This window comes from Litoreibacter sp. GN1-5 (assembly GCF_055693805.1).
Genome location: NZ_JBVFUP010000001.1, coordinates 1,113,145 through 1,133,075, shown reverse-complemented (window position 1 = coordinate 1,133,075; position 19,931 = coordinate 1,113,145). Strand labels below are relative to the sequence as shown.

Below are 19,931 nucleotides of genomic sequence, written 5' to 3'. Positions count from 1 at the left end.
GGCCACTCCCGATAATGTGAACAGGGCAGCGCCTAGACAGAACGATGCCAACACGGTAGCTCACCTGTTGGTGCGTTTTGGAAGTCTCTTAGGGATGTGACGATGATTAAAAGAGTGGTTTATCTGTTTTCTTTACTGGCAGTCATGGTTCTTGCCGGGTGCTCGACCGGGTCTCCGAATGGTCCCGCTCAGGCATCCAAAGGCGAAATTCTGGAATTGGCCGCAGATATTCGTGCGCTTGGCAGCGATGTTGATCCCGAAGAAGCGTATCGTGCCGCAGAAATTGCCCATCTCTATACGCATCAATTGTCGCAGCAATATCAGATCACGGATGGGCCGCTGATCCATAACATGAAGGTCAATATGGGCAATCGACCACGCGGACTATGCTACCATTGGGCGGAAGACATCGAAGCCCGTTTAAAGCAGGAAAACTTCCAGACCCTTGATTTGCACCGCGCCATTGCCAACGCGGAAAACCCGTTCCGGCTGGAACATAGCACGGCGATCATCAGCCGTCGCGGGGACACGATGTTCAAAGGCATGGTACTTGACCCATGGCGCAAGGGCGGTGTGCTACATTGGGACACTGTGGAGAAAGACACGAAATACAATTGGGTGCCACGCGACAAAGTCATGCTGAGAAAGCGGGAATTGCGCCTTTCACGGGAACGGGGTGAGCGTTCGCGCGCTTCGGGTTAAGGCATTTCGCGGCTACCAGCTGCCGGACGCACCGCCGCCAGAAGAACTACCGCCGCCGAAGGACCCACCGCCGCTGCTTCCACCAGAAGAGCCGTAGCTGTCCGAGTCATTATCGGGTAGCATTGGAATGACGGCGGTTTCGCTGTGGCGATGCTTGCAGTTATTACAATAGTGATCAAGCCGGGCTGTGCCGGTGCTGTGTTGCGTGGCCTGCTTCTGGACCGTGCGGTCTGTCTCGTAGCATTTGTAATTGCAGTTTGGGCAGGCTTTATATCGTGAAAATGGCTTCGGATAGCTCAGAACCGTGACATGGTCATCAACTGTACAGTGCCAAACATCGTAATTCTTTGATTTGATACGCTCTTCAACAAGCTGTCCGTGATCAAGATAGTGGTCTTCCTGCACGTCGCCCAAGCGCGTCATTCTGCGTCGGCATAGTGGGCAGCGGCGCGGTAATCGTCGTCTCAGAAATCGCCAGCCAATTGTCAGGCCGCCAAGACCAAAGATCGCCAGAAGCCCGGCACCAAACGGGTCCTGTTGCGCGCTTTCCGACGCGTATCGCGCCTCTGCCATCCAACGCTCGGGGCTGGTGAAAGAGCTTTTGCGGGCATTCAGATCAATCCGATTCAGTACCGCTTGAGTGCCATTTATGATGCCCCGCTCATAACGATTGTTGCGAAATTCCGGAAGCATGACACTGTCGATTATGCGCTTGGCCATTCCGTCATAGACCGGCGTATAGCCTGACCCAAGGGCAATCCGCATATCTCGATCCTGCACGGCTACAAGCATCAGAATACCATCGTGCCGTTCTGCATTGCCAACATTCCAGTCGTTGAACAAGTCCTTGGCGAATGTCTCGATCGAGGACGATTGCCCATAGTCAGTGAGGCTGCGGATTGTCACTACGGTCATTTCCAGATCACGCTCTGCTTTGGCATCCCGCAACATCTGATCCAATTGCTGCTCGGTCTGAGGGCTTAGGATGTCAGCAAAGTCATTAACTGTTGTAGATGTATAATCAGGAAAATTCTGCGCATAGAGAACACTGGGTAAAATACAGGCAAGAAATAGAAAAACACGTAACATTATAAATCCGATGTAATAGGTGCGATAGGGTCACGACCCAAGCATAGCATCGATCTCTGAACTGGAGGCGACATTCAAAAGCGGCGTCAAATCACCTTGGTCAAACATGGCACGGCCAGCATCAAGGATTGCTTTATGTGTGACCCGCGCCAAAGCCGATCCAAGCGAGATACGGGCGACGCCGGTTTCGGCAAATTCAGCCACACTCAGCTTTGCAAATTTACCCACAGCCAAGGCGTTGACAGGTTTTGAGGTCGCCTGCACGATCCGACGCAGATCCTCAACCGTTTTGGGCAAAGGTACATACAGCCCGTCGGCCCCGGCGTCATCAAAAGCCTGAATACGGCGGATGGCTTCGTCAATATCGTAAGACCCGGTCAGAATCCCATCCGCGCGGGCGACCAGCACGAAATCCTGTGACAATGCACGTGCGGCGGCGCTTGCGGCGCGGATACGCTCGACTGCCTGCTCAAACGGGTAGGGGTTTTGATCGGGCAGGGCCGTATCCTCGATGCAGATGCCAGCCAGCCCGATTTCCGCTGACAGCCGCACTGTTTCAGCGCAGGTATCGGGGTCATGACCAAACCCGTTCTCAAAATCGCCAGACACAGACACAGGGACCGCAGCTATCAAATCTTGCGCGTGGGCCAATGCCTCGTCCCGTGTCATGGTGCCGCCATCCGGGCGACCTAGAGTAAAGGCATGGGCAGCAGAAGACGTCGCAATTGCCTTGGCCCCCATCGCCACAAGCATCTTGGCCGAGCCCGCATCCCAGGCATTGGCCATAATGAACGGATCGCCGGGCCGATGCAGTGTCCGAAACAGCGCGCCTTGATCTTGGGTCATGGGGACATCCTTTTTCTGCTTAAAGCGACAAGGCCATGGGCTGCCCACGATGTCAAATCAACGGTTGTGATGAGCCGTTTGCAGGATTGCTGATGTGGTGCCCGGCTCTCAGAGGATCAGTATGTGCCCCACCAATCCGACAAGGAAACCAAGAACAGCGCCCAATTGCGGAGCCCAACGCGGCTTAAGCTCGGCTTGAGGCGCGATGTCTTTGAATATCAAATAGATGATACCACTTGCTGCTGCGAGCATAACAGCCCCTAAGATCGACGGGCTGTCGGACAGAAATTCGAAACCAAGATAGGCACATAATGGACCAATAAGGATCATAAGCCAGAAACTTGTCAGGACCTTCTTCTTGGTATGGCCGCCGCTTTCTGTGAGTTCCCGATAGGCGTTGAAGCCCTCAGGCAGATTTTGCAAAGCAATCAGAAAAGCCAACAAAATTCCGGTTGATTGTCCCATGGCAAGGGCCGCCCCCAAGGCCAGCGCTTCCGGGATGAAATCAAGCAACATCGCGATGAGTTGCGATGCAGAGCCGCTGCGCAGGGCAATGAGGCGATCAATAAAAAAGAACCCAATCCCGCCAGATAAGAATGAAATAACGACCCAGAACAAAGACAATTTTTCGATACCATCTGGCACCAGAACAAGTGAGGTTGCGGCCAGAAGAACACCACCGCCAAAGGCGATCACACTGTGGCGCAATTCTTCTTCCAGCCATTTCGGTTGGATATTCTCGATGCAGGCCAGATGAGCGCCAATTGGAATTGTGGCACCGGCCAATAGCGCAAGCAAGAGAGAAAGCCAGATTATCCATCAACACTTATCCTCCTATTTCCGGCATATCCCCCATCAGGTAACGGGGGCCGGGGCCAGAGCGGTGCGCGCGGTCTGCCGGGTTGTATAGCTTGCATTGGCTCAGCGATAGGCACCCGCAACCGATACACCCGTCCAGCCGGTCGCGCAGTTGAACAAGGCCGTCGATACGGGCGTCAATATCGGCACGGAAGGCTTTGCTGATCTTCGCCCAATCGGTTTTCGTCGGGGGTCGGCCTTGGGGCAGTCCAGCCAAAAGGGCTGCAATCTCTGCCAGAGAAAACCCAAGCTGCTGCGAGATCATCACGAAAGACAACTTGCGAATGTCAGAGCGTTCAAACTGCCGCTGCCCGCCTGCGTTTCGGATGGGCGCGACCAGCCCTTTTTCTTCGTAGAAGCGGATGGCCGATACCGCCAGCCCGGTCCGCTTTGCCAACTCCCCTATCGACAAGCCTTTCTGCAGGGCCATGAAATTTCCTCTTGAGCTCAAGTTAACTTGAGGGATTACACAAGAAAACATAACGACTCAATGGCAAAGGAAAACATCATGTCCATCGCACAATTAGAGCATGCGAATTTCACCGTATCAGACCCAAAGGCAACGGCTGCGATGCTGCAGAACCTGTTTGGGTGGGAAACCCGCTGGGAAGGGTTCGCCATGAACGGCGCAGGGTATACGGTGCATGTTGGCACCTCAGATCGCTACCTTGCGCTTTACGGGCCAAAAGCCGAAAATCTGACGGATGGCCCGTCGAATTACATGCAAAAGGGCGGTCTCAATCATCTTGGCGTTGTGGTGGATGACCTTGATGTGGTTGAGCAGGCTGTAAAGAATATGGGGTTCAAAACCCATTCCCATGCCGATTACGAACCCGGCAGGCGGTTTTACTTTCACGATAAAGACGGGATTGAATTCGAAATTGTCAGCTACGCCTGATCCAGCGCAGCCTGCACCTTTTTAGGCAGGCTGGCACGCACAATATCGTAAGAGGTTTGCAGCCGTTCGCGTAATTCGTCGTCATCTACATGCCCCCAAGGCAGCCTAACCCAGCTTTTGTGAAAATACGGTGCGCGTACCGCGCGCCCCACTTCGATCAACAAGGTGGCGGTTTCAACATCCGCCGTTTTGACCGAAACACCGTCATTCATCTGGCCAATGCAGGCGAACATCTTACCGCCCACCTTCCAGGTCTCAAGGCTGCCTTCGCCGGTCCCGGCCCATTCTGTACCGGGCAGACTGGCGCAATAAGTGTCTGTGACGTCTCGTGTCATCAGTTCTTCCTCTTGGCGGCAGGTCGCGGCCATGCTATCATACATATATGACAAAGACCTGCATCATTATTTGCTGCTGCATTACCATCTGACAATGTCAGGCGGGTCTTAACCATTTTCTTCATAGATGTAAGTTGATAAGCCCGCCGCGTGACCGCGTGTGAGGACCTATGACCGAGATCAAACTCTACAACACCAAGACCCGCCGTAAAGAGGTCTTTGAACCGCTCGACCCGGACAACGTGCGGATGTATGTCTGCGGCCCCACGGTTTATGATCGTGCGCATCTGGGCAATGCGCGGCCGGTGGTTGTGTTCGACATACTCTACCGCCTGTTGCGCCACGAATATGGTGCGGATCATGTGAAATATGTGCGCAACTTCACGGATGTGGATGACAAGATCAACGCGCGTGCGGCTGAAACCGGCCGTCCTATTGGTGATATTACAGCGGAGACGACGCAGTGGTTTCTAGAGGATATGGCTGCACTGGGCGCGTTGGAGCCCACAGACATGCCGCGCGCGACGCAATATATCCCGCAGATGATTGTGATGATTGAAGATCTGATCGCCAAAGGTCACGCCTATGAGGCCGAGGGGCATGTGCTTTTCAAGGTGCGCTCTTACGCTGAATACGGTGCGTTATCCGGGCGCAGTGTTGACGACATGATCGCTGGTGCGCGGGTCGAGGTTGCGCCGTATAAAGACGACCCGATGGATTTCGTCCTGTGGAAACCGTCTTCTGATGATTTGCCGGGGTGGAATAGTCCTTGGGGCAGGGGACGGCCCGGGTGGCATATCGAATGCTCGGCCATGGCCTATGAGCTGCTGGGCGCACGTTTCGACATCCATGGCGGCGGCAATGACCTGACCTTCCCTCACCATGAAAACGAGATCGCCCAGTCCAAATGCGCAGGCCACGGCTTTGCGAATGTCTGGATGCATAACGAGATGTTGCAGGTCGAGGGCAAGAAAATGTCCAAGTCCCTGGGCAATTTCTTCACCGTGCGGGACCTGCTGGACCAGGGCGTCCCGGGCGAGGTGATCCGGTTCGTGATGCTGTCAACGCATTATCGGAAGCCGATGGATTGGACGGAGAAGAAGCGGGAGGAGGCGGAGAAGACATTAAGGCGATGGTATTCCCAAATTGCAGCCAAACCAAACGATGGTTACAGAACGCCTAACGCATTTCTGAGACTCTTATCGGACGATTTGAATACTTCGGGTGCTATCACAACGCTTCATGGCCTCAGTGAACTTGGCAATGTAAGCGAATTGAAAGGGGGACTCAAGCTAATGGGTATGCTCGATGAAAAGGTACCTGGTTGGACCTCAGTAGTTTCTTTCGATCTTTTGCCATTTCAAGCGATGCTCTTGGACGCGCGCGTAGCGGCGAAAAAAAATAAGAATTTCAGTGAAGTTGATCGCATCAAGTCTATTTTGCTCGATGCGGGGATCGAGGTGCGGATGAGCAAAGAGAATGTCGAATTGGAGATTACACCAAGTTTCGAACCTAAAAAACTGGAACAATTATGACCTATGAATTTTGGATTACCATTCTAGCAATCGTCGTTGGTCCACTACTTGCTGTTCTCGTGACAAAAGGGTTGGACAAAAACCGCAGGTCATATGAGCGAAAGCTTGACGTTTTCCGAACTCTTATGAGTACACGACGAACATGGGGAAGCGGCGAACATGTTTCTGCATTGAATTTGGTCGAGATCGAGTTCCATGGTTGCACGGATGTTTTGAAAGCTTACAAAGCTTTGCTTGATTATTTTAATGGGGGTATTTCGCGCAGAGATGATGAGAGCGATCTCGCCTTCGAAAACCGATGCACAGAAAAGCATTCTAATCTTCTGAGTGCACTCCTTAAAGAAATTTCAAAGAACCTTAAATATCGTCATGATCAATTCGAAATACTGCGCGGTGGCTACTCTCCAGAACTTCATGGTCAAATTGAACAAGATCAAGAGAAGATAAGAAAATTATTTGTTGGATTGCATGACGGAACGAGAGCTTTGCCAATTTCTGTATTAGATATTCGGCACCCAGAAAAATTGTTGGAGCAGTCATTACAAACACAGCTGTTGCTCGAACATGCGTCTAATAATAAAGCAAACCAAGAATGATCCGCGAACCCCTCTCCCTTTTCGACACAACCCTGCGCGACGGGCAGCAGACGCAAGGCGTGCAATTCTCGGCGGCTGAGAAAAGCCAAATCGCAGCTATGTTGGATGATCTGGGCATCGACTATATCGAAGGTGGCTGGCCCGGCGCGAACCCGACGGACTCGGAGTTCTTCGCAAACCTGCCCAAAACCCGCGCGATGATGACTGCGTTCGGGATGACCAAACGATCTGGCCGTAGCGCGGAAAATGACGATGTTCTGGCCGCTGTTATGAACGCGGGCACAGAGGCCGTTTGTCTGGTCGGCAAGTCCCATGATTACCACGTCGAAAAGGCGCTGGGGATCAGCCTTGAGGAAAATCTTGAAAACCTGTCGGCCTCGTTCCGACATATCGTTGCCCAAGGCCGCGAAGCCCTGTTCGATGCCGAGCACTTCTTTGACGGCTACGCCGCCAACCCTGATTATGCGCTGAAATGCCTTCACGCCGCTTACGATGCTGGCACCCGCTGGATTGTGCTATGCGACACCAATGGCGGTGCCTTGCCCTATGCGGTTCACGAGGTTACGAAATCGGTGATTGCCAGCGGTATTCCTGGCACTCATCTGGCCATCCACACCCATAATGATACGGAAAACGCCGTTGCAAATACGCTGGCCGCTGTTGATGCAGGGGCCAGACAAATTCAGGGGACCTTGAACGGGTTGGGGGAGCGGTGCGGCAATGCCAACCTGACTTCGATCATCCCAACGCTGCTTTTGAAAGAGCCCTACAAAAGCCAGTTTCAGACCGGGATTGACCCCGAAAACCTGCACTTGCTGACCCGGACCAGCCGCAAGCTTGACGACATCCTGAACCGCGTTCCTAACAAACATGCGGCCTATGTCGGTGCCTCGGCCTTTGCCCACAAGGCGGGGCTGCATGCCAGTGCGATCCTGAAAGATCCCAGTACCTATGAACATGTTGATCCCGCGTCAGTCGGCAACGCCCGCATTATCCCCATGTCCAATCAGGCAGGTCAATCCAACCTGCGGGAACGGCTGGCAGATATGGGCGTGCGGGACATCGACAAAGCGGCACTGCCGCGCATCCTTGAGCGGATCAAGGCGCAGGAAGACCAGGGCTATTCCTATGACACGGCGCAAGCCTCGTTTGAGCTGCTGGCGCGGGATGAGTTGGGTCAGTTGCCGAAATTCTTTGAGGTCAAGCGCTACAAGGTCACGGTCGAGCGGCGCAAGAACAAGTATAACAAGATGGTCAGCCTGTCCGAAGCTGTGGTCGTTGTGAAGATTGGCGGCACCAAGATGCTGTCCGTGTCGGAGTCGATGGACGAAACCGGTGGGGATCGTGGCCCGGTCAATGCGCTTGCCAAAGCTCTGGCTAAGGATCTTGGGCCGTATCAAAGCGCTGTCGAGGATATGCGGCTGGTCGATTTCAAGGTCCGTATTACCCAAGGCGGTACTGAAGCCGTCACCCGTGTCATTATCGATAGCGAAGACGGCGCTGGGCGTCGCTGGTCCACTGTGGGTGTCTCACCCAACATAGTGGACGCGTCATTCGAGGCGCTGTTGGATGCGATCAACTGGAAGCTGGTGCAAGACGGTGATGTCACGTGATTGCGTTTCGGCCAGCGATATGGGTTTAGAGGCCTGCGCTGATCTGGTCGAACGTGCGGACCCGGACAGGTTCATGACCATCATGGCAGCCCCTGCGCAGGCGCGGCCGAAACTGCTGCCACTTTATGCGTTCAATATCGAAGTGTCGCGCGCCCCATGGGTGACTGCTGAGCCGATGATTGCCGAGATGCGCTTGCAGTGGTGGCGCGACGCGGTAGAGGAAATCGGGCAGGGCGGTGATGTGCGCAACCATGAGGTGACACTGCCTTTGGCCGATATTGTCCGGCAGGCAGGTATTCCCACGGCGCTTCTTGATCAGATGATCACCGCGCGGCGTTGGGACATCTACAAGGATGCGTTTGAGGATCAGGCGCATTTCGACAGCTATATCAATCACACGGCAGGCAATCTGATATGGGCGGCGTGTTTGAGTCTGAACGCTCCCTCCGATACGGAACAAGTGGTGCGCGATTTCGCCTATGGCGCAGGGGTTGCTGCCCTGCTGAGTGCCGCGGCGGAGTTGGAGGCGCGGGGTCGCAAACCTCTGCTGGATGGCACACAGGATGGGATCAGCACGTTGGCGCACATGGCGCTGGGCCGGATTGCCAAGGCCAGACGGGCGGGCAATCTGTCTAAGGCAATGTCCCCGGCGCTCTGGCCGGGTTGGCAGGCCGAGGCTTTATTGAAGCGCGCGGCGAAAAACCCTGCTTTGGTGGCGGATGGCGCTTTGCGGCTCAGCGAATTTTCTCGAAAATTCGGATTGTTAAAGCGGCAGATCACCGGGCACTGGTAGATCAGGCGACTTGTCGGGGCCGCATCATCAGCCATATCAACGCGCCCCCGGCCAGCGCCAGAAATGGCACCATCGCCATGTTCACGGCCGTCCAGCCTTCAATCGGGGTGCCGCCTGAGCAATTCATCAACCCGCCCGAGGCAAGCGAAGCCAGCGTCACGCAGCCAAATACGATCGTGTCGTTCATGCCTTGCATACGCCCGCGTTCTTGCGGTGTATGGGATTGGGCCAGAAGAGTCGTTGCACCAATGAAGCCAAAATTCCAGCCAATCCCCAGCAGAATCAACGCAACAAAGAAATTCGTAAGCGTTACCCCTTGAAGGGCAACCAACCCGGCGCAACCCAGTATCAAAAGCCCGGTTGCAATAATAGTTTTCACCCCGAAGCGTGCAATCAGGTGGCCGGTGAAGAAAGACGGAGCGAACATGGCCAACACATGACCGGATACGATATCGTTGGCGTCTCCTTCGGTATATCCGCACCCCATGACAGCCAGTGGTGTTGACGTCATGACCAAATTCATCAACGCGTAGGAAACCATGGCGCAAATCACTGCGACGCCGATATTGGGGTTCTTCAAAAGCTCCATCCGGCTGCGGACAAGTTTGCTGGCATCAGCCAGCTGTGCTGTTGTCTGTTTGGGCAAATCAAGCCCAAAGAACAAAAACAACCCGACAAGGTTCAACACAATGACGGCAACATAAGTACCAAGGAAGGGGATCACGCTGTAATCATGCACGATCTTGTTCAGTTGCGGGCCAATCACTGCAGAAACAAGCCCTCCCGCCATAACGTATGAAATTGCTTTGGGCCGGAACGCGTCCGAGGCTGTGTCGGCTGCTGCAAACCGGTAAAACCCTTGGGCCGACATATAAATGCCGGTCAGGTAGCTGCCCACCAGAAGCAGTGCGAAAGAGCCATGATAAAGCCCGATGGCCGAGACCGTGGCCCCGATAGCACCCCCTAACGCACCGATTACAAACCCGACCCGCCGTCCGTGTTTTTGCATCAATGGGCTGAGCCAAGGCGCGGTGGTCATGGACCCGAACACGATCAATGAAATGGGCAGCGTAGCAAGGCACGGGTTGGTGGCAAGCTGATTGCCCGCAAGTCCGCCGACGACAAAGATCATCGGCATCTGACTGCCCAGAATTGCCTGAGCAAGTACCAGAACGGCGACATTGCGAATGGCGCGTTTATCATCAATGGCAGGTGTCATGAGCCAACGGGTATAGGCTTGCTCAGATCAGGGCAAGGCACTGTCGATAATATGGGCGAAAGAACCGCAAACCTTGCCGTGCCGCAGCCCCATTGGGGGCAAGGCAGTGCCTTCAGCGTCCGTCGCGTTGAACAATGCGGGCCCTTCGGCTTTGAGTGTCGTGGCATAGTGAAATTCATGACCCTTGTAATGACCCGTAAAAGGCCCGCTAAGGCCGTGAAGTGTGCGGTAGCCGAGGTGGAGCTTTCTTCGCGCAAAACTGGTCCGCAATGGAAGAAGACCTGCCATGGGGTGTTCATGCCCATCAGCGTCAATAAGCGTCTCACCAAGGGTCATGTATCCGCCGCATTCTCCATATATTTCAGTATCTTTTGAGGCGTTTCTCAAGTTTTCCATAAAATTTGAAGCGTTTGACAGTTGTTCGGCATGAAGCTCGGGGTAGCCGCCGGGCAGGAAGATGAGATCGGCCTTAGGTGCTGGCTCATCCGCGAGCGGAGAGAAGAACGATAATTCAGCCCCCGCGTCCTGCCAATCTTTCAACAGATGCGGGTAAGTGAAGGCAAAAGCAATGTCTCGGGCGATGGCGATGCGTTGTGCCGGGGGCGCGTTGGGGCGGCGGACGATGTCAGATGGCAGAGGGCGGGCCAATGCCTGCAACGCGTTCAGGTCAATCGCTTCGCCAATCGTGTCTGCGGCTTGGTCAAGGAACGCTTGCAGGTCGGGGTGTTCCCCGGCTTGGACAAGCCCTAAATGGCGCGACGGTGTAGCAAGCGCCGCAGTGCGGTGAATGGCCCCCAGAACAGGTAGATCAAGGGCTGCGCGTAGCATGGCCTCGTGACGGGGGGAGCCGACTTTGTTCAGGATCACGCCTGCGATTTCTACCTGCGGGTCATACCGTGCAAAGCCATTGACCAGCGGCGCTATGGATTGCGCCATATGAGAGGCATCCACAATAAGAATAACGGGCAGGCCAAGGATGCGCGCAAGATCGGCTGTTGCACCTTTGCCATCCGGAGGTGCGCCGTCAAACAAGCCCATAGCCCCCTCGATGAGCAGCAAGTCTGGACCTGACGCAAGGGCTTTGATCCGCTTGGGGGACATAGCGTAGGCGTCAAGTGTCAGGCAAGGCGCGCCGCAGGCGGCTTCATGAAAGCGTGGATCGATATAGTCAGGGCCGGATTTGGCAGCACGCACAGGCGTGGCGCGCTGGCGAAAGGCGCGTAGCAGACCAAGCGTCACGGTCGTTTTGCCACTTCCAGAGCTTGGCGCGGCAAGGATCAGCCCCGGCATTGAGATTTTTCTTCGAAAAATCGTTTTGTGAATTTTTGGAAAAAATTCATCAGGCGCTTTCCGCGGGACGCCCCCGACCCAATGGGTCTGTGTCGCGTGGGGCTTCGCCTGCGGCCTGGGCTTGCCAGTCAAGGGCTTGCCGCATCAAGACAGAACGGCCAACGCAGATGATTGCCGGGGGCGTCAGGCCTGCGGTTTCTATGTCTTCTACCACAGTCGCAAGGGTGGTTTCCAACACTTGCTGTGCCTCGGTTGTGGCGGTTGTGACCACCGCAACAGGCTCGGCCCCCGGACGGCCTGCGTCGATCAAAGCCTGAGAAATTCGCGCGATATGCTTCATGCCCATATAGATAACAATCACCTGTGAGCCTTGCGCGATTGCACGCCAGTCCAGCGAAGACGGCGTGTTGCCGGATTGATCATGACCCGTCACAAATGTCACCGACTGATTGACATCACGGTGGGTGACGGGAATGCCCGCATAGGCAAGACCACCGATCCCGGCAGAAATGCCAGGGATAATGCGGATCGGAATACCGTGCTGCACCAGCGTTTGCGCCTCTTCTCCGCCACGGCCAAACACGAAAGGATCGCCGCCTTTCAGGCGCAGGACCCGTTTGCCCGCATGGGCCAGATCGATCAGTTTGAGCGAGATATCGCGCTGTTTTGCAGAAGCCTTGCCGCCACGCTTGCCAGCATAGATATGGTCTGCCTGTGGCGCCCAGCCAAGTATATCTTCTTGAACAAGCGCATCGTAAATCACGACATCGGCCTGTTTTAAAGCATTTAGCGCATGTAATGTCAGAAGCCCCGGATCGCCGGGGCCAGCGCCGCACAGCCATACCCAGCCGGGCAACAGCACGGGCCAGTTCTGGTCAGGCAGGGCAGGCGAGTCGGTCATTCTGCGTTTATGGCGCGTTTCAGGCCGCGCGCAAAGGAAAAGAGCGACGCAGAAAGTGCCATTGGCGGCGTGGGCGGGTCTGTCTATAGTCCGGCCTCATGAGCGATGCTGACCCACCCAAACTGCGCCGTGGCTGGACCACTGGGGCCTGCGCAACCGCTGCGCTTAAGGCTGCGCTGCAGGCGCTTTGGGGTGGGACGTTTCCGAAAGATGTTCAGATCGAATTGCCCAAGGGTGAGGTGCCGCGCTTTGCATTGGCTTATACGGCCAAGGGGGATGACTGGGCGGAGGTCGGCATCGAGAAAGATGCGGGCGATGATCCGGATGTGACCCATGGGGCGGTGATCCATGTCCGGGTCTCGGCGTCGCGTGGCGGCGTGGTGTTTGAGGCGGGCGAGGGTGTGGGTATCGTAACCAAGCCCGGTTTGCCCATTGCCGTAGGAGAGCCCGCAATTAACCCGGTGCCACGTCAAATGATGCAAAGCATTATTGCCGAGATGGCGGAAACTTATGGTCGCAAGGGGGACGTAACAGTGCGGGTCAGCGTCCCCGGTGGGGCGGCGCTGGCGCAGAAAACTTGGAACCCGCGGCTGGGGATCGAAGGCGGTCTATCCATTTTGGGAACAACGGGTGTGGTAAGGCCATTCAGTTGTGCGGCCTGGATCGCCTCGATCCATCGGGGCATTGATGTCGCGCGGGCTGATGGGCTGACCCATGTGGCGGGCTGCACGGGGGCAACAAGCGAACGGGTGGTGCAAGACATGTTCGACTTGCCAGATTGCGCCATGCTGGATATGGGCGATTTCGCCGGGGGTTTGCTGAAATATCTGGCGAAGCATCCCGTGGATCGGATCACCATTGGCGGGGGTATTGGCAAGATCACCAAGCTTGCACAGGGCGCACGGGATTTGCATTCGAAACGCTCTCAGGTCGATTTTGAGCAACTTGGCGACTGGGCTATTGCCGCCGGGCTACCTGATGTAAGGGCTGCCAACACGGCGCTGGAGGCGGTGGAGCAGGCAGGGACCCCCTTGGCGGGGATCGTGGCTGAACACGCTTTAGGTCATGTGGACGCTATGCTGGCTGGCACAGGCATACAGACTGGTATCGTCATTATCGACCGCGCGGGCACAGTTTTGGCAAAGGCTGGTCTGGCAAGGGCTGGCGCATGAAAATATTGCTGCTTGCCGGAACCGGAGAGGCCCGTTTGCTTGCCAAGGGTCTAAAGGGGCAGGGACATGATGTGGTGGCCTCGCTGGCCGGGGCCACGCGTGCGCCGCTGGATTTGGGCGTCGAGACGCGTGTAGGCGGTTTTGGTGGGCGTGAGGGTTTTCTGGCATGGGTCGAGACGCAGAAGCCTGATCTGGTACTGGATGCGACCCATCCGTTTGCGCACCGGATGTCGCGCAGAACCTATGAGGTTTGTCAAAACATTGGTCTTGTTTATCTTCAGCTACTGCGTCCGCGATGGAGACCACAGACCGGTGATACCTGGACATTGATCGAGAACGCAAAAGAAGCAAAGACCCATATCCATGCAGGCGCGCGGGTCTTTCTGGCAACGGGGCGTCAGACATTGTTGGAGTTCCAGGGTTTGCAAGACTGTACCTTGTTTTGCCGTCAGATTGATCCGCCCGATGCACCTTTTCCCTTTGCAAACGGAGAATTTGTAGTGGGGCGACCGCCGTTCTCGGTTGCAGATGAAGTGGCGTTGTTTACGCGGCTGAAAATTGATTGGCTGGTGGTGAAAAATGCTGGCGGGCAGGCGTCACGCTCCAAACTGGATGCGGCGCGACAGATGGGGATGCCGGTGTTAATGATTGAGCGGCCTGTGCAACCTGACGGGCCAAAAGCGCAGAGCGTCGAAGACGCGTTGGAGTGGGTGCGGCACTATGCGGATCATTGAAACGGATGCCTGCGTCACAGAAGGTGCAGCCTATCTGGCGCGACTTGACCCACGTTTTGCGCAGGCATTGCAAGAGGTTGGTCCATTACCTTTGCGTCGCAAACCCGATGGGTTTGGTGAATTGTTGAGCGCGATTGTCAGCCAACAGGTCAGCGTGGCCTCGGCCAACGCAATATGGGCGCGGCTGTGTGAGGCGGGGTTGAATGACGAGGTCGCTGTCGCACGGGCAAGTGACGAGGATCTGCGCGCTTGTGGCTTATCCCGCCAGAAGATCCGTTATTCAAAAGCGCTGGCCGAAGCTGGGATCGACTATATCGCATTGCGCGATGCGCCGACAGCGGAGGTCATAAAAACCCTTGTGAAAGTGTCGGGCATAGGCCCTTGGACCGCGGAAATATACGTGATGTTCTCGCTTGGTCATGCGGATGTTTTTGCGCCGGGTGATCTGGCCTTGCAAGAAGCCGCCCGAATTCTGTTTGCGTTGGAAGAACGTCCAAGCGAAAAACAGCTACGTGCCATGGCTTTGGACTGGTCGCCATGGCAATCGGTTGCTGCTCGGATACTCTGGGCCTATTACCGGGTGGCAAAGGAACGGGAAGGGATCAGATGACTCGTATTCTGGAAAGCAAGCGCAAGGCTTCGAAATCGGGCGAAGACAGTTCCCTGGTGATTTTTCTGCATGGCTACGGTGCTGACGGCAACGATTTGCTGGGCTTGGCTGACCCGTTATCCGAACATTTGCCTGATACGGTGTTTGTTGCGCCGGATGCGCCTGAAAAAAGTATCGCTAATCCGATAGGCTTTCAGTGGTTTCCAATACCGTGGATTGACGGATCAAGCGAAGAAGAAGCCGAGGCGGGAATGGATCGCGCGGCAGAGGATCTGAACGCCTATATTGATGCCACGATGGAGGCCGAAGGTGTCAGTGACGCCGAGACTGTTCTGGTGGGCTTTTCGCAAGGCACAATGATGGCGCTGCATGTCGCGCCGCGCCGTCCCAATGAGATTGCCGGGATTGTGGGTTTTTCCGGCAGGTTACTGCGCCCCGAGCTTTTGGCCGCAGAAGCGGTGACAAAACCACCAATCCTGCTGATCCATGGTGATCAGGATGAGGTGGTGCCGCCGATCTCGATGCCCGAGGCAGGGGACGCATTGATGGAAGCAGGATTTCAGGTCTATGGCCATGTCATGGAGGGTACGGGACATAGCATTGCCCCGGATGGGCTGGGTGTCGCATTGTCCTTCATTGGTCAGCAATTCGGGCTAGATTTAGGGTAACGCCAAGGGCCTTGTCCTCTGTGGATAACGTCATACCTTTGTTACCTGTCAAACTTACATAACTTCGGGAATACCACTGCATATAGCGGGGGTTGTCAGGGGCGAAAGACTATATATAGTTTTCGCAAAGACTGGGGCGGGATGTCCCGCCTTGGTGCCATAAAAACGGGCAGCGCAAGGCGGGAGAGTTTTTGACCGATGGACGGCGATTTCAGGCACGAATTTGTAAGGGAACCGGGGAGCCTGCGGCATAACCCTGCGTTGGTTTTGAACGCAGATTACAGGCCGTTGTCTTATTATCCCTTGTCACTTTGGAGTTGGCAGGAAGCCGTGAAAGCTGCATTTTTGGATCGTGTGACTATTCTTGCGGAATATGAGGATGTGGTGCGCAGCCCCACGACGGAAATCCGTATCCCATCGGTGGTGGTGCTAAAGGATTACGTCAAACCGCAAAAACGTGTGGCCTTCACGCGGTTCAATCTTTTCCTGCGGGACGAGTTCTGTTGCCAATATTGCGGTGCCAAAGGCGATTTGACATTTGACCATGTGATCCCACGTGCCCGTGGCGGCATTACAAGCTGGGAAAATGTGGTGGCTGCCTGTTCGCGGTGCAATCTGCAAAAGGGATCAAAATCCCTGCGGCAGTCCGGCATGGGATTGCGTAAACCGCCACGCCAACCCGAGGCCGAGCAGTTGCGCAATTTAGGCCGAAAGTTCCCACCAAACCACCTGCATGAAAGCTGGATAGACTTCCTGTACTGGGATGCTGAATTGCAGCAAGAGTAGACCGATACAAAGAAGACGTCAGCCGGAACAGCTTGCACCACCAAGAACACAGAATTTGGCGCAATGGGGGTGGTTCAGGTGGACGTCTTTCTCGGCCTGTTCCAGTGTTTCGCCCAATTCAAACTCTGGTGCGTAGGGCAGCAGGGTACATGCGATCACGGCGGGTTTGGCAGCCCCTTTGCGTTTGACCACCATGCGAGAGGACGCACACATCACCGCATCGGGGGATTTGTTAAGGATATCCCAGCAGGCTGTGGTGATTTCAGGAACATCAGCGCCCTCATCCATTTCAGGAAAAATGACTGTATTACCGTGATCTTGCGCATCAATTTTAAAGTTATATTTTGCGTATAGCGCGGCGTAGCCAGCGCGTGCCTCGACATCGTTTTCACCCCAGACTGACCGTCCGGCGACAGCCATTGTTGCGCCTTGGTCTCGCAGCCATTCCATACCTTCGATGGTTTTGGCAAAAGCCCCCGCGCCGCGTTCTTTGTCATGTAGGTCTGCGGACCAGTGATCAACAGAAATGCGGAAGGTCAGTTTGTCGCCATATTGCTTGATCAATTGGATCAACCCGGCACGCACGGATTTGCGCGTCATTGGACGCATCGCATTGGTCAGGATCAACACATCATAACCACGCTCAAGACAACGACGCGTCATGTCGATCATGTCGGGATTCATGAAAGGTTCGCCCCCTGTGAAGCCGATTTCCCGGACATTCCAGTTACGGGCCTCAAGCTGATCCAAATAGGTGCTGACTTCATCCGCGGTGATGTAGACCAGCGCGTCATTGGTGGGTGAGCTGAAAATATAGCAATTCTCGCATTCGATATTGCAGAGCGTCCCAGTGTTGAACCACAAGGTCTCAGGGTTGCTTAGGGACACTTTGGCACGCTGGTCCCCTTTTGCTGTGACAAACCGGTCCTGAAACTTGCCTGTATTTGGTGCTATTTCGCCTGTAATCTGGTCTTTCATACGGTCTGCTCCGTTCGCGTTTGCCCGTTGCTAGCTGTTTGTGCGACCAAGAGAAAGTCCTGTTAAAACGACTGACAGGGATGTGATGGTACTTGTAGGGCGGGACAGCCATGGTAGACTTTGATTGCATCCATCCTTAAACGGATACCGTTAGCGCTAACAGCGCAGTTATATTGGCAAAGGGGCAGCTTATGGTATCACGCGTTATTCCAGTAGAGCCGTTTGATCTTGTTATATTTGGGGGCACAGGGGATCTGGCCCGCCGTAAAATCTTGCCAGGGTTGTATCGGCGGTTTCTCTCGGGGCAAATGCCACCGGAGGCACGTATTATCGGTGCCGCCCGGACCGATCAGGATGACGCCGCATTTCGCAACTTTGTAGGGGCTGCGATTAAGGAGTTTGTGCCTAAAAACAGGTGTGATCCAAAGGCGATTGATAGGTTTCTGGCGCAAATCAGCTATATCACCGTTGATGTGCGGGGGGATAAGGGTTGGAACACGCTGGCCAAGATGATCCGCAGTGACGTGGTGCAGGCGTTTTATTTCTCGGTCGGGCCGGGGCTGTTTGGCGACATTGCCACGCGGTTGAATGATTACAAGATCGCAACGCCCTTGTCGCGTATCGTGGTTGAAAAACCCTTCGGACGTGATCTGACCAGCGCTAAAGAGCTGAATGCTGTTCTTGCGGCAAGCTTTGAGGAGCAGCAGATTTACCGCATCGACCATTATCTGGGAAAAGAAACGGTCCAGAATCTGATGGCAGTTCGGTTTGCCAATGTGCTGTTTGAGCCGCTTTGGAACGCGCAATATATTGACCATGTGCAGATCACCGTGGCAGAAACTGTGGGCGTTGGCGGTCGTGGCGGGTATTACGACAAATCAGGCGCCATGCGTGATATGGTGCAGAACCATTTGATGCAACTGTTGTGCCTGACAGCGATGGAACCACCCGCGCAGTTTGAACCGGATGCCATGCGCGATGAAAAACTGAAGGTGATCAGGGCGTTGGACCCTGTGGATGCCAGCGATATTGTGCGCGGGCAATATGGCGGCGATCCGTCCTATCTTGACGATTGCGAAAACCCTGCCAGCCTGACGGAAAGCTATATCGCGCTAAAAGTTGATATTTCCAATTGGCGCTGGAAAGGCACGCCCTTCTATTTGCGGACAGGCAAGCGTCTGAAGGGGCGTATGTCGGAAATTGTGGTGCATTTCAAGGAAACGCCGCATTCGATCTTTGATGATGATGCCGGCCGTCACGCAAATATTTTGTCGATCAGGTTGCAACCGGATGAAGGTATTGACCTGCGCGTGACAATCAAGGAACCAGGGCCGGGGGGGATGCGTCTGGTGGATGTGCCGCTGGACATGACTTTTGCTGATGCGTTGGGCCCGGAGGCCAAGGATGTGCCCGACGCTTACGAACGGCTGATCATGGATGTGATCCGTGGCAATCAAACCCTGTTCATGCGCGGCGACGAGGTCGAGGCGGCATGGGCCTGGACGGACCCGATCATCGAGCGCTGGCAAGCCCGCAGGGATAAGCCTAAGACATACGAAGCTGGCAGCAGTGGCCCGGAAGATGCATTAATGCTGCTGCACAAAGACCACCGCCGCTGGAGGGAGATCAAGGCATGAACCTCATAGAATATCCTGATCAGGACATGATGATGATTGAACTTGCCCAGCGTCTGACGGGTGAGTTGACGGAATGTCTTCTGGTCCATGAACATGCGTCTTTCGCCGTGCCGGGTGGAACCACGCCGGGGCCTGTTTTTGATGCGCTGTGCGCTGCCAATCTGGATTGGCAGCGGGTGCATGTGTTGTTGACCGATGAACGGCGGGTGCCGCCGGATCATCCGCGCTCGAACGAACGTCTGTTGCGCGAACGGCTGCTGGTTGATCGCGCCGCTGCCGCACAATACGTGAGTATTCTGCCATCCCCGGATCAGATCGGGGCGGATATGGACCGCCTGCCACTGTTGATTGCTGATGAGCTGCCGATCTCGGTGCTGCTGCTTGGCATGGGGACGGATATGCACACGGCGTCGTTGTTTCCCGGCTCCCCCGATCTTAAGGCGGCTTTGGCTAAAGATGCGCTGTCTTTGATGGCTGTAGAGGCATCGGATGGGCTGGAGCCACGCATAACCCTGACGGCCCCGGTGCTGGAAGGTGCGATGAGCACCCATGTGCTGATCACAGGCGCTGAAAAGCGGGAAGCCATTGAAAAGGCAGCTTACCTTGAGCCAGAACAGGCACCTATCAAGCTGGTGCTTGGCACGGCACATGTGCATTGGGCTCCATGAAAA

At 55.2% G+C, this 19,931-nt stretch carries 22 protein-coding genes; 13 read left to right on the top strand and 9 right to left on the bottom strand.

The window, feature by feature from the left end:
- Nucleotides 1–102 precede the first annotated feature (102 nt).
- Nucleotides 103–702, top strand: a complete 600-nt coding sequence (locus tag ACZ1HF_RS05845; RefSeq protein WP_472656618.1) for a hypothetical protein — start codon at nucleotides 103–105, stop codon at nucleotides 700–702.
- 12 nt (nucleotides 703–714) lie between these two features.
- Here ACZ1HF_RS05845 and ACZ1HF_RS05840 read toward each other — a convergent pair whose 3' ends face one another.
- The 4 genes from ACZ1HF_RS05840 to soxR all read right to left on the bottom strand — a co-directional run bounded on the left by ACZ1HF_RS05840 (nucleotide 715) and on the right by soxR (nucleotide 3,925).
- Nucleotides 715–1,791, bottom strand: coding sequence for a TPM domain-containing protein (locus ACZ1HF_RS05840; RefSeq protein ID WP_472656617.1), 1,077 nt, complete (start codon nucleotides 1,789–1,791; stop codon nucleotides 715–717).
- A 30-nt stretch (nucleotides 1,792–1,821) separates the two neighbouring features.
- Nucleotides 1,822–2,637: an isocitrate lyase/PEP mutase family protein gene (locus ACZ1HF_RS05835; protein WP_472656616.1), complete on the bottom strand. Its 816-nt coding sequence runs from the start codon at nucleotides 2,635–2,637 to the stop codon at nucleotides 1,822–1,824.
- 108 nt (nucleotides 2,638–2,745) lie between these two features.
- Nucleotides 2,746–3,435, bottom strand: a complete 690-nt coding sequence (locus ACZ1HF_RS05830; RefSeq protein ID WP_472656615.1) for a ZIP family metal transporter — start codon at nucleotides 3,433–3,435, stop codon at nucleotides 2,746–2,748.
- Between the two features lie 28 nt (nucleotides 3,436–3,463).
- Nucleotides 3,464–3,925, bottom strand: coding sequence for a redox-sensitive transcriptional activator SoxR (gene soxR / locus ACZ1HF_RS05825; RefSeq protein ID WP_472656614.1), 462 nt, complete (start codon nucleotides 3,923–3,925; stop codon nucleotides 3,464–3,466).
- Nucleotides 3,926–4,003: 78 nt separating this feature from the next.
- Between soxR and ACZ1HF_RS05820 the strand changes: the two genes are divergently transcribed.
- Nucleotides 4,004–4,393, top strand: coding sequence for a VOC family protein (locus ACZ1HF_RS05820; RefSeq protein ID WP_472656613.1), 390 nt, complete (start codon nucleotides 4,004–4,006; stop codon nucleotides 4,391–4,393).
- Here the strand turns inward: ACZ1HF_RS05820 and ACZ1HF_RS05815 are convergent.
- Nucleotides 4,384–4,728 carry an MmcQ/YjbR family DNA-binding protein gene (locus tag ACZ1HF_RS05815; protein WP_472656612.1) on the bottom strand — a complete coding sequence of 115 codons (345 nt, stop codon included), beginning with the start codon at nucleotides 4,726–4,728 and terminating at the stop codon, nucleotides 4,384–4,386. The two genes, ACZ1HF_RS05820 and ACZ1HF_RS05815, sit on opposite strands and share 10 nt — an antisense overlap.
- A 170-nt stretch (nucleotides 4,729–4,898) precedes the next feature.
- Here ACZ1HF_RS05815 and cysS point away from each other — a divergent pair, with 170 nt between their 5' ends.
- The 4 genes from cysS to ACZ1HF_RS05795 are packed head-to-tail and all read left to right on the top strand — an operon-like array spanning nucleotide 4,899 to nucleotide 9,265.
- Nucleotides 4,899–6,263, top strand: a complete 1,365-nt coding sequence (gene cysS, locus ACZ1HF_RS05810; RefSeq protein ID WP_472656611.1) for a cysteine--tRNA ligase — start codon at nucleotides 4,899–4,901, stop codon at nucleotides 6,261–6,263.
- On the top strand, nucleotides 6,260–6,859 hold the full coding sequence (locus ACZ1HF_RS05805; RefSeq protein ID WP_472656610.1) for a DUF6680 family protein: 600 nt from the start codon (nucleotides 6,260–6,262) through the stop codon (nucleotides 6,857–6,859). Before cysS ends, ACZ1HF_RS05805 begins: the two co-directional genes overlap by 4 nt.
- Nucleotides 6,856–8,472 carry a citramalate synthase gene (cimA, locus tag ACZ1HF_RS05800; protein WP_472656609.1) on the top strand — a complete coding sequence of 539 codons (1,617 nt, stop codon included), beginning with the start codon at nucleotides 6,856–6,858 and terminating at the stop codon, nucleotides 8,470–8,472. The genes ACZ1HF_RS05805 and cimA overlap by 4 nt, the downstream gene beginning before the upstream one ends.
- A complete protein-coding gene (locus ACZ1HF_RS05795; RefSeq protein ID WP_472656608.1) occupies nucleotides 8,429–9,265 on the top strand; it encodes a phytoene/squalene synthase family protein in 837 nt (278 codons plus the stop codon). The genes cimA and ACZ1HF_RS05795 overlap by 44 nt, the downstream gene beginning before the upstream one ends.
- Before the next feature lies 1 nt (nucleotide 9,266).
- Here ACZ1HF_RS05795 and ACZ1HF_RS05790 read toward each other — a convergent pair whose 3' ends face one another.
- Genes ACZ1HF_RS05790 through cobA form a run of 3 tightly spaced genes read right to left on the bottom strand, consistent with a single transcriptional unit; the run spans nucleotide 9,267 to nucleotide 12,675 of the window.
- Nucleotides 9,267–10,484: an MFS transporter gene (locus tag ACZ1HF_RS05790; protein WP_472656607.1), complete on the bottom strand. Its 1,218-nt coding sequence runs from the start codon at nucleotides 10,482–10,484 to the stop codon at nucleotides 9,267–9,269.
- 27 nt (nucleotides 10,485–10,511) lie between these two features.
- Nucleotides 10,512–11,774: a cobyrinate a,c-diamide synthase gene (locus ACZ1HF_RS05785; protein ID WP_472656606.1), complete on the bottom strand. Its 1,263-nt coding sequence runs from the start codon at nucleotides 11,772–11,774 to the stop codon at nucleotides 10,512–10,514.
- Nucleotides 11,775–11,823: 49 nt separating this feature from the next.
- Nucleotides 11,824–12,675 (bottom strand): uroporphyrinogen-III C-methyltransferase, encoded by an 852-nt coding sequence (gene cobA / locus ACZ1HF_RS05780; RefSeq protein WP_472656605.1) that lies wholly within the window; start codon nucleotides 12,673–12,675, stop codon nucleotides 11,824–11,826.
- Nucleotides 12,676–12,773: 98 nt separating this feature from the next.
- Between cobA and ACZ1HF_RS05775 the strand changes: the two genes are divergently transcribed.
- From ACZ1HF_RS05775 to ACZ1HF_RS05755, 5 genes are all read left to right on the top strand, one after another.
- Nucleotides 12,774–13,847: a cobalt-precorrin-5B (C(1))-methyltransferase gene (locus ACZ1HF_RS05775; protein ID WP_472656604.1), complete on the top strand. Its 1,074-nt coding sequence runs from the start codon at nucleotides 12,774–12,776 to the stop codon at nucleotides 13,845–13,847.
- Nucleotides 13,844–14,581, top strand: coding sequence for a cobalt-precorrin-6A reductase (locus ACZ1HF_RS05770; RefSeq protein ID WP_472656603.1), 738 nt, complete (start codon nucleotides 13,844–13,846; stop codon nucleotides 14,579–14,581). Before ACZ1HF_RS05775 ends, ACZ1HF_RS05770 begins: the two co-directional genes overlap by 4 nt.
- Nucleotides 14,568–15,191, top strand: coding sequence for a DNA-3-methyladenine glycosylase family protein (locus ACZ1HF_RS05765; protein ID WP_472656602.1), 624 nt, complete (start codon nucleotides 14,568–14,570; stop codon nucleotides 15,189–15,191). The genes ACZ1HF_RS05770 and ACZ1HF_RS05765 overlap by 14 nt, the downstream gene beginning before the upstream one ends.
- The gene (locus tag ACZ1HF_RS05760) at nucleotides 15,188–15,859 is read left to right on the top strand and encodes an alpha/beta hydrolase (RefSeq protein ID WP_472656601.1); all 672 of its coding nucleotides are present in this window, start codon (nucleotides 15,188–15,190) and stop codon (nucleotides 15,857–15,859) included. The genes ACZ1HF_RS05765 and ACZ1HF_RS05760 overlap by 4 nt, the downstream gene beginning before the upstream one ends.
- A gap of 198 nt (nucleotides 15,860–16,057) precedes the next feature.
- Nucleotides 16,058–16,645: an HNH endonuclease gene (locus ACZ1HF_RS05755; RefSeq protein WP_472656600.1), complete on the top strand. Its 588-nt coding sequence runs from the start codon at nucleotides 16,058–16,060 to the stop codon at nucleotides 16,643–16,645.
- A gap of 18 nt (nucleotides 16,646–16,663) precedes the next feature.
- Here ACZ1HF_RS05755 and ACZ1HF_RS05750 read toward each other — a convergent pair whose 3' ends face one another.
- Nucleotides 16,664–17,623 (bottom strand): radical SAM protein, encoded by a 960-nt coding sequence (locus tag ACZ1HF_RS05750; protein WP_472656599.1) that lies wholly within the window; start codon nucleotides 17,621–17,623, stop codon nucleotides 16,664–16,666.
- Between the two features lie 191 nt (nucleotides 17,624–17,814).
- Here ACZ1HF_RS05750 and zwf point away from each other — a divergent pair, with 191 nt between their 5' ends.
- The gene (zwf, locus tag ACZ1HF_RS05745; protein ID WP_472656598.1) at nucleotides 17,815–19,260 is read left to right on the top strand and encodes a glucose-6-phosphate dehydrogenase; all 1,446 of its coding nucleotides are present in this window, start codon (nucleotides 17,815–17,817) and stop codon (nucleotides 19,258–19,260) included.
- Nucleotides 19,257–19,928, top strand: a complete 672-nt coding sequence (gene pgl, locus ACZ1HF_RS05740) for a 6-phosphogluconolactonase (protein WP_472656597.1) — start codon at nucleotides 19,257–19,259, stop codon at nucleotides 19,926–19,928. The genes zwf and pgl overlap by 4 nt, the downstream gene beginning before the upstream one ends.
- Nucleotides 19,929–19,931 lie beyond the last annotated feature (3 nt).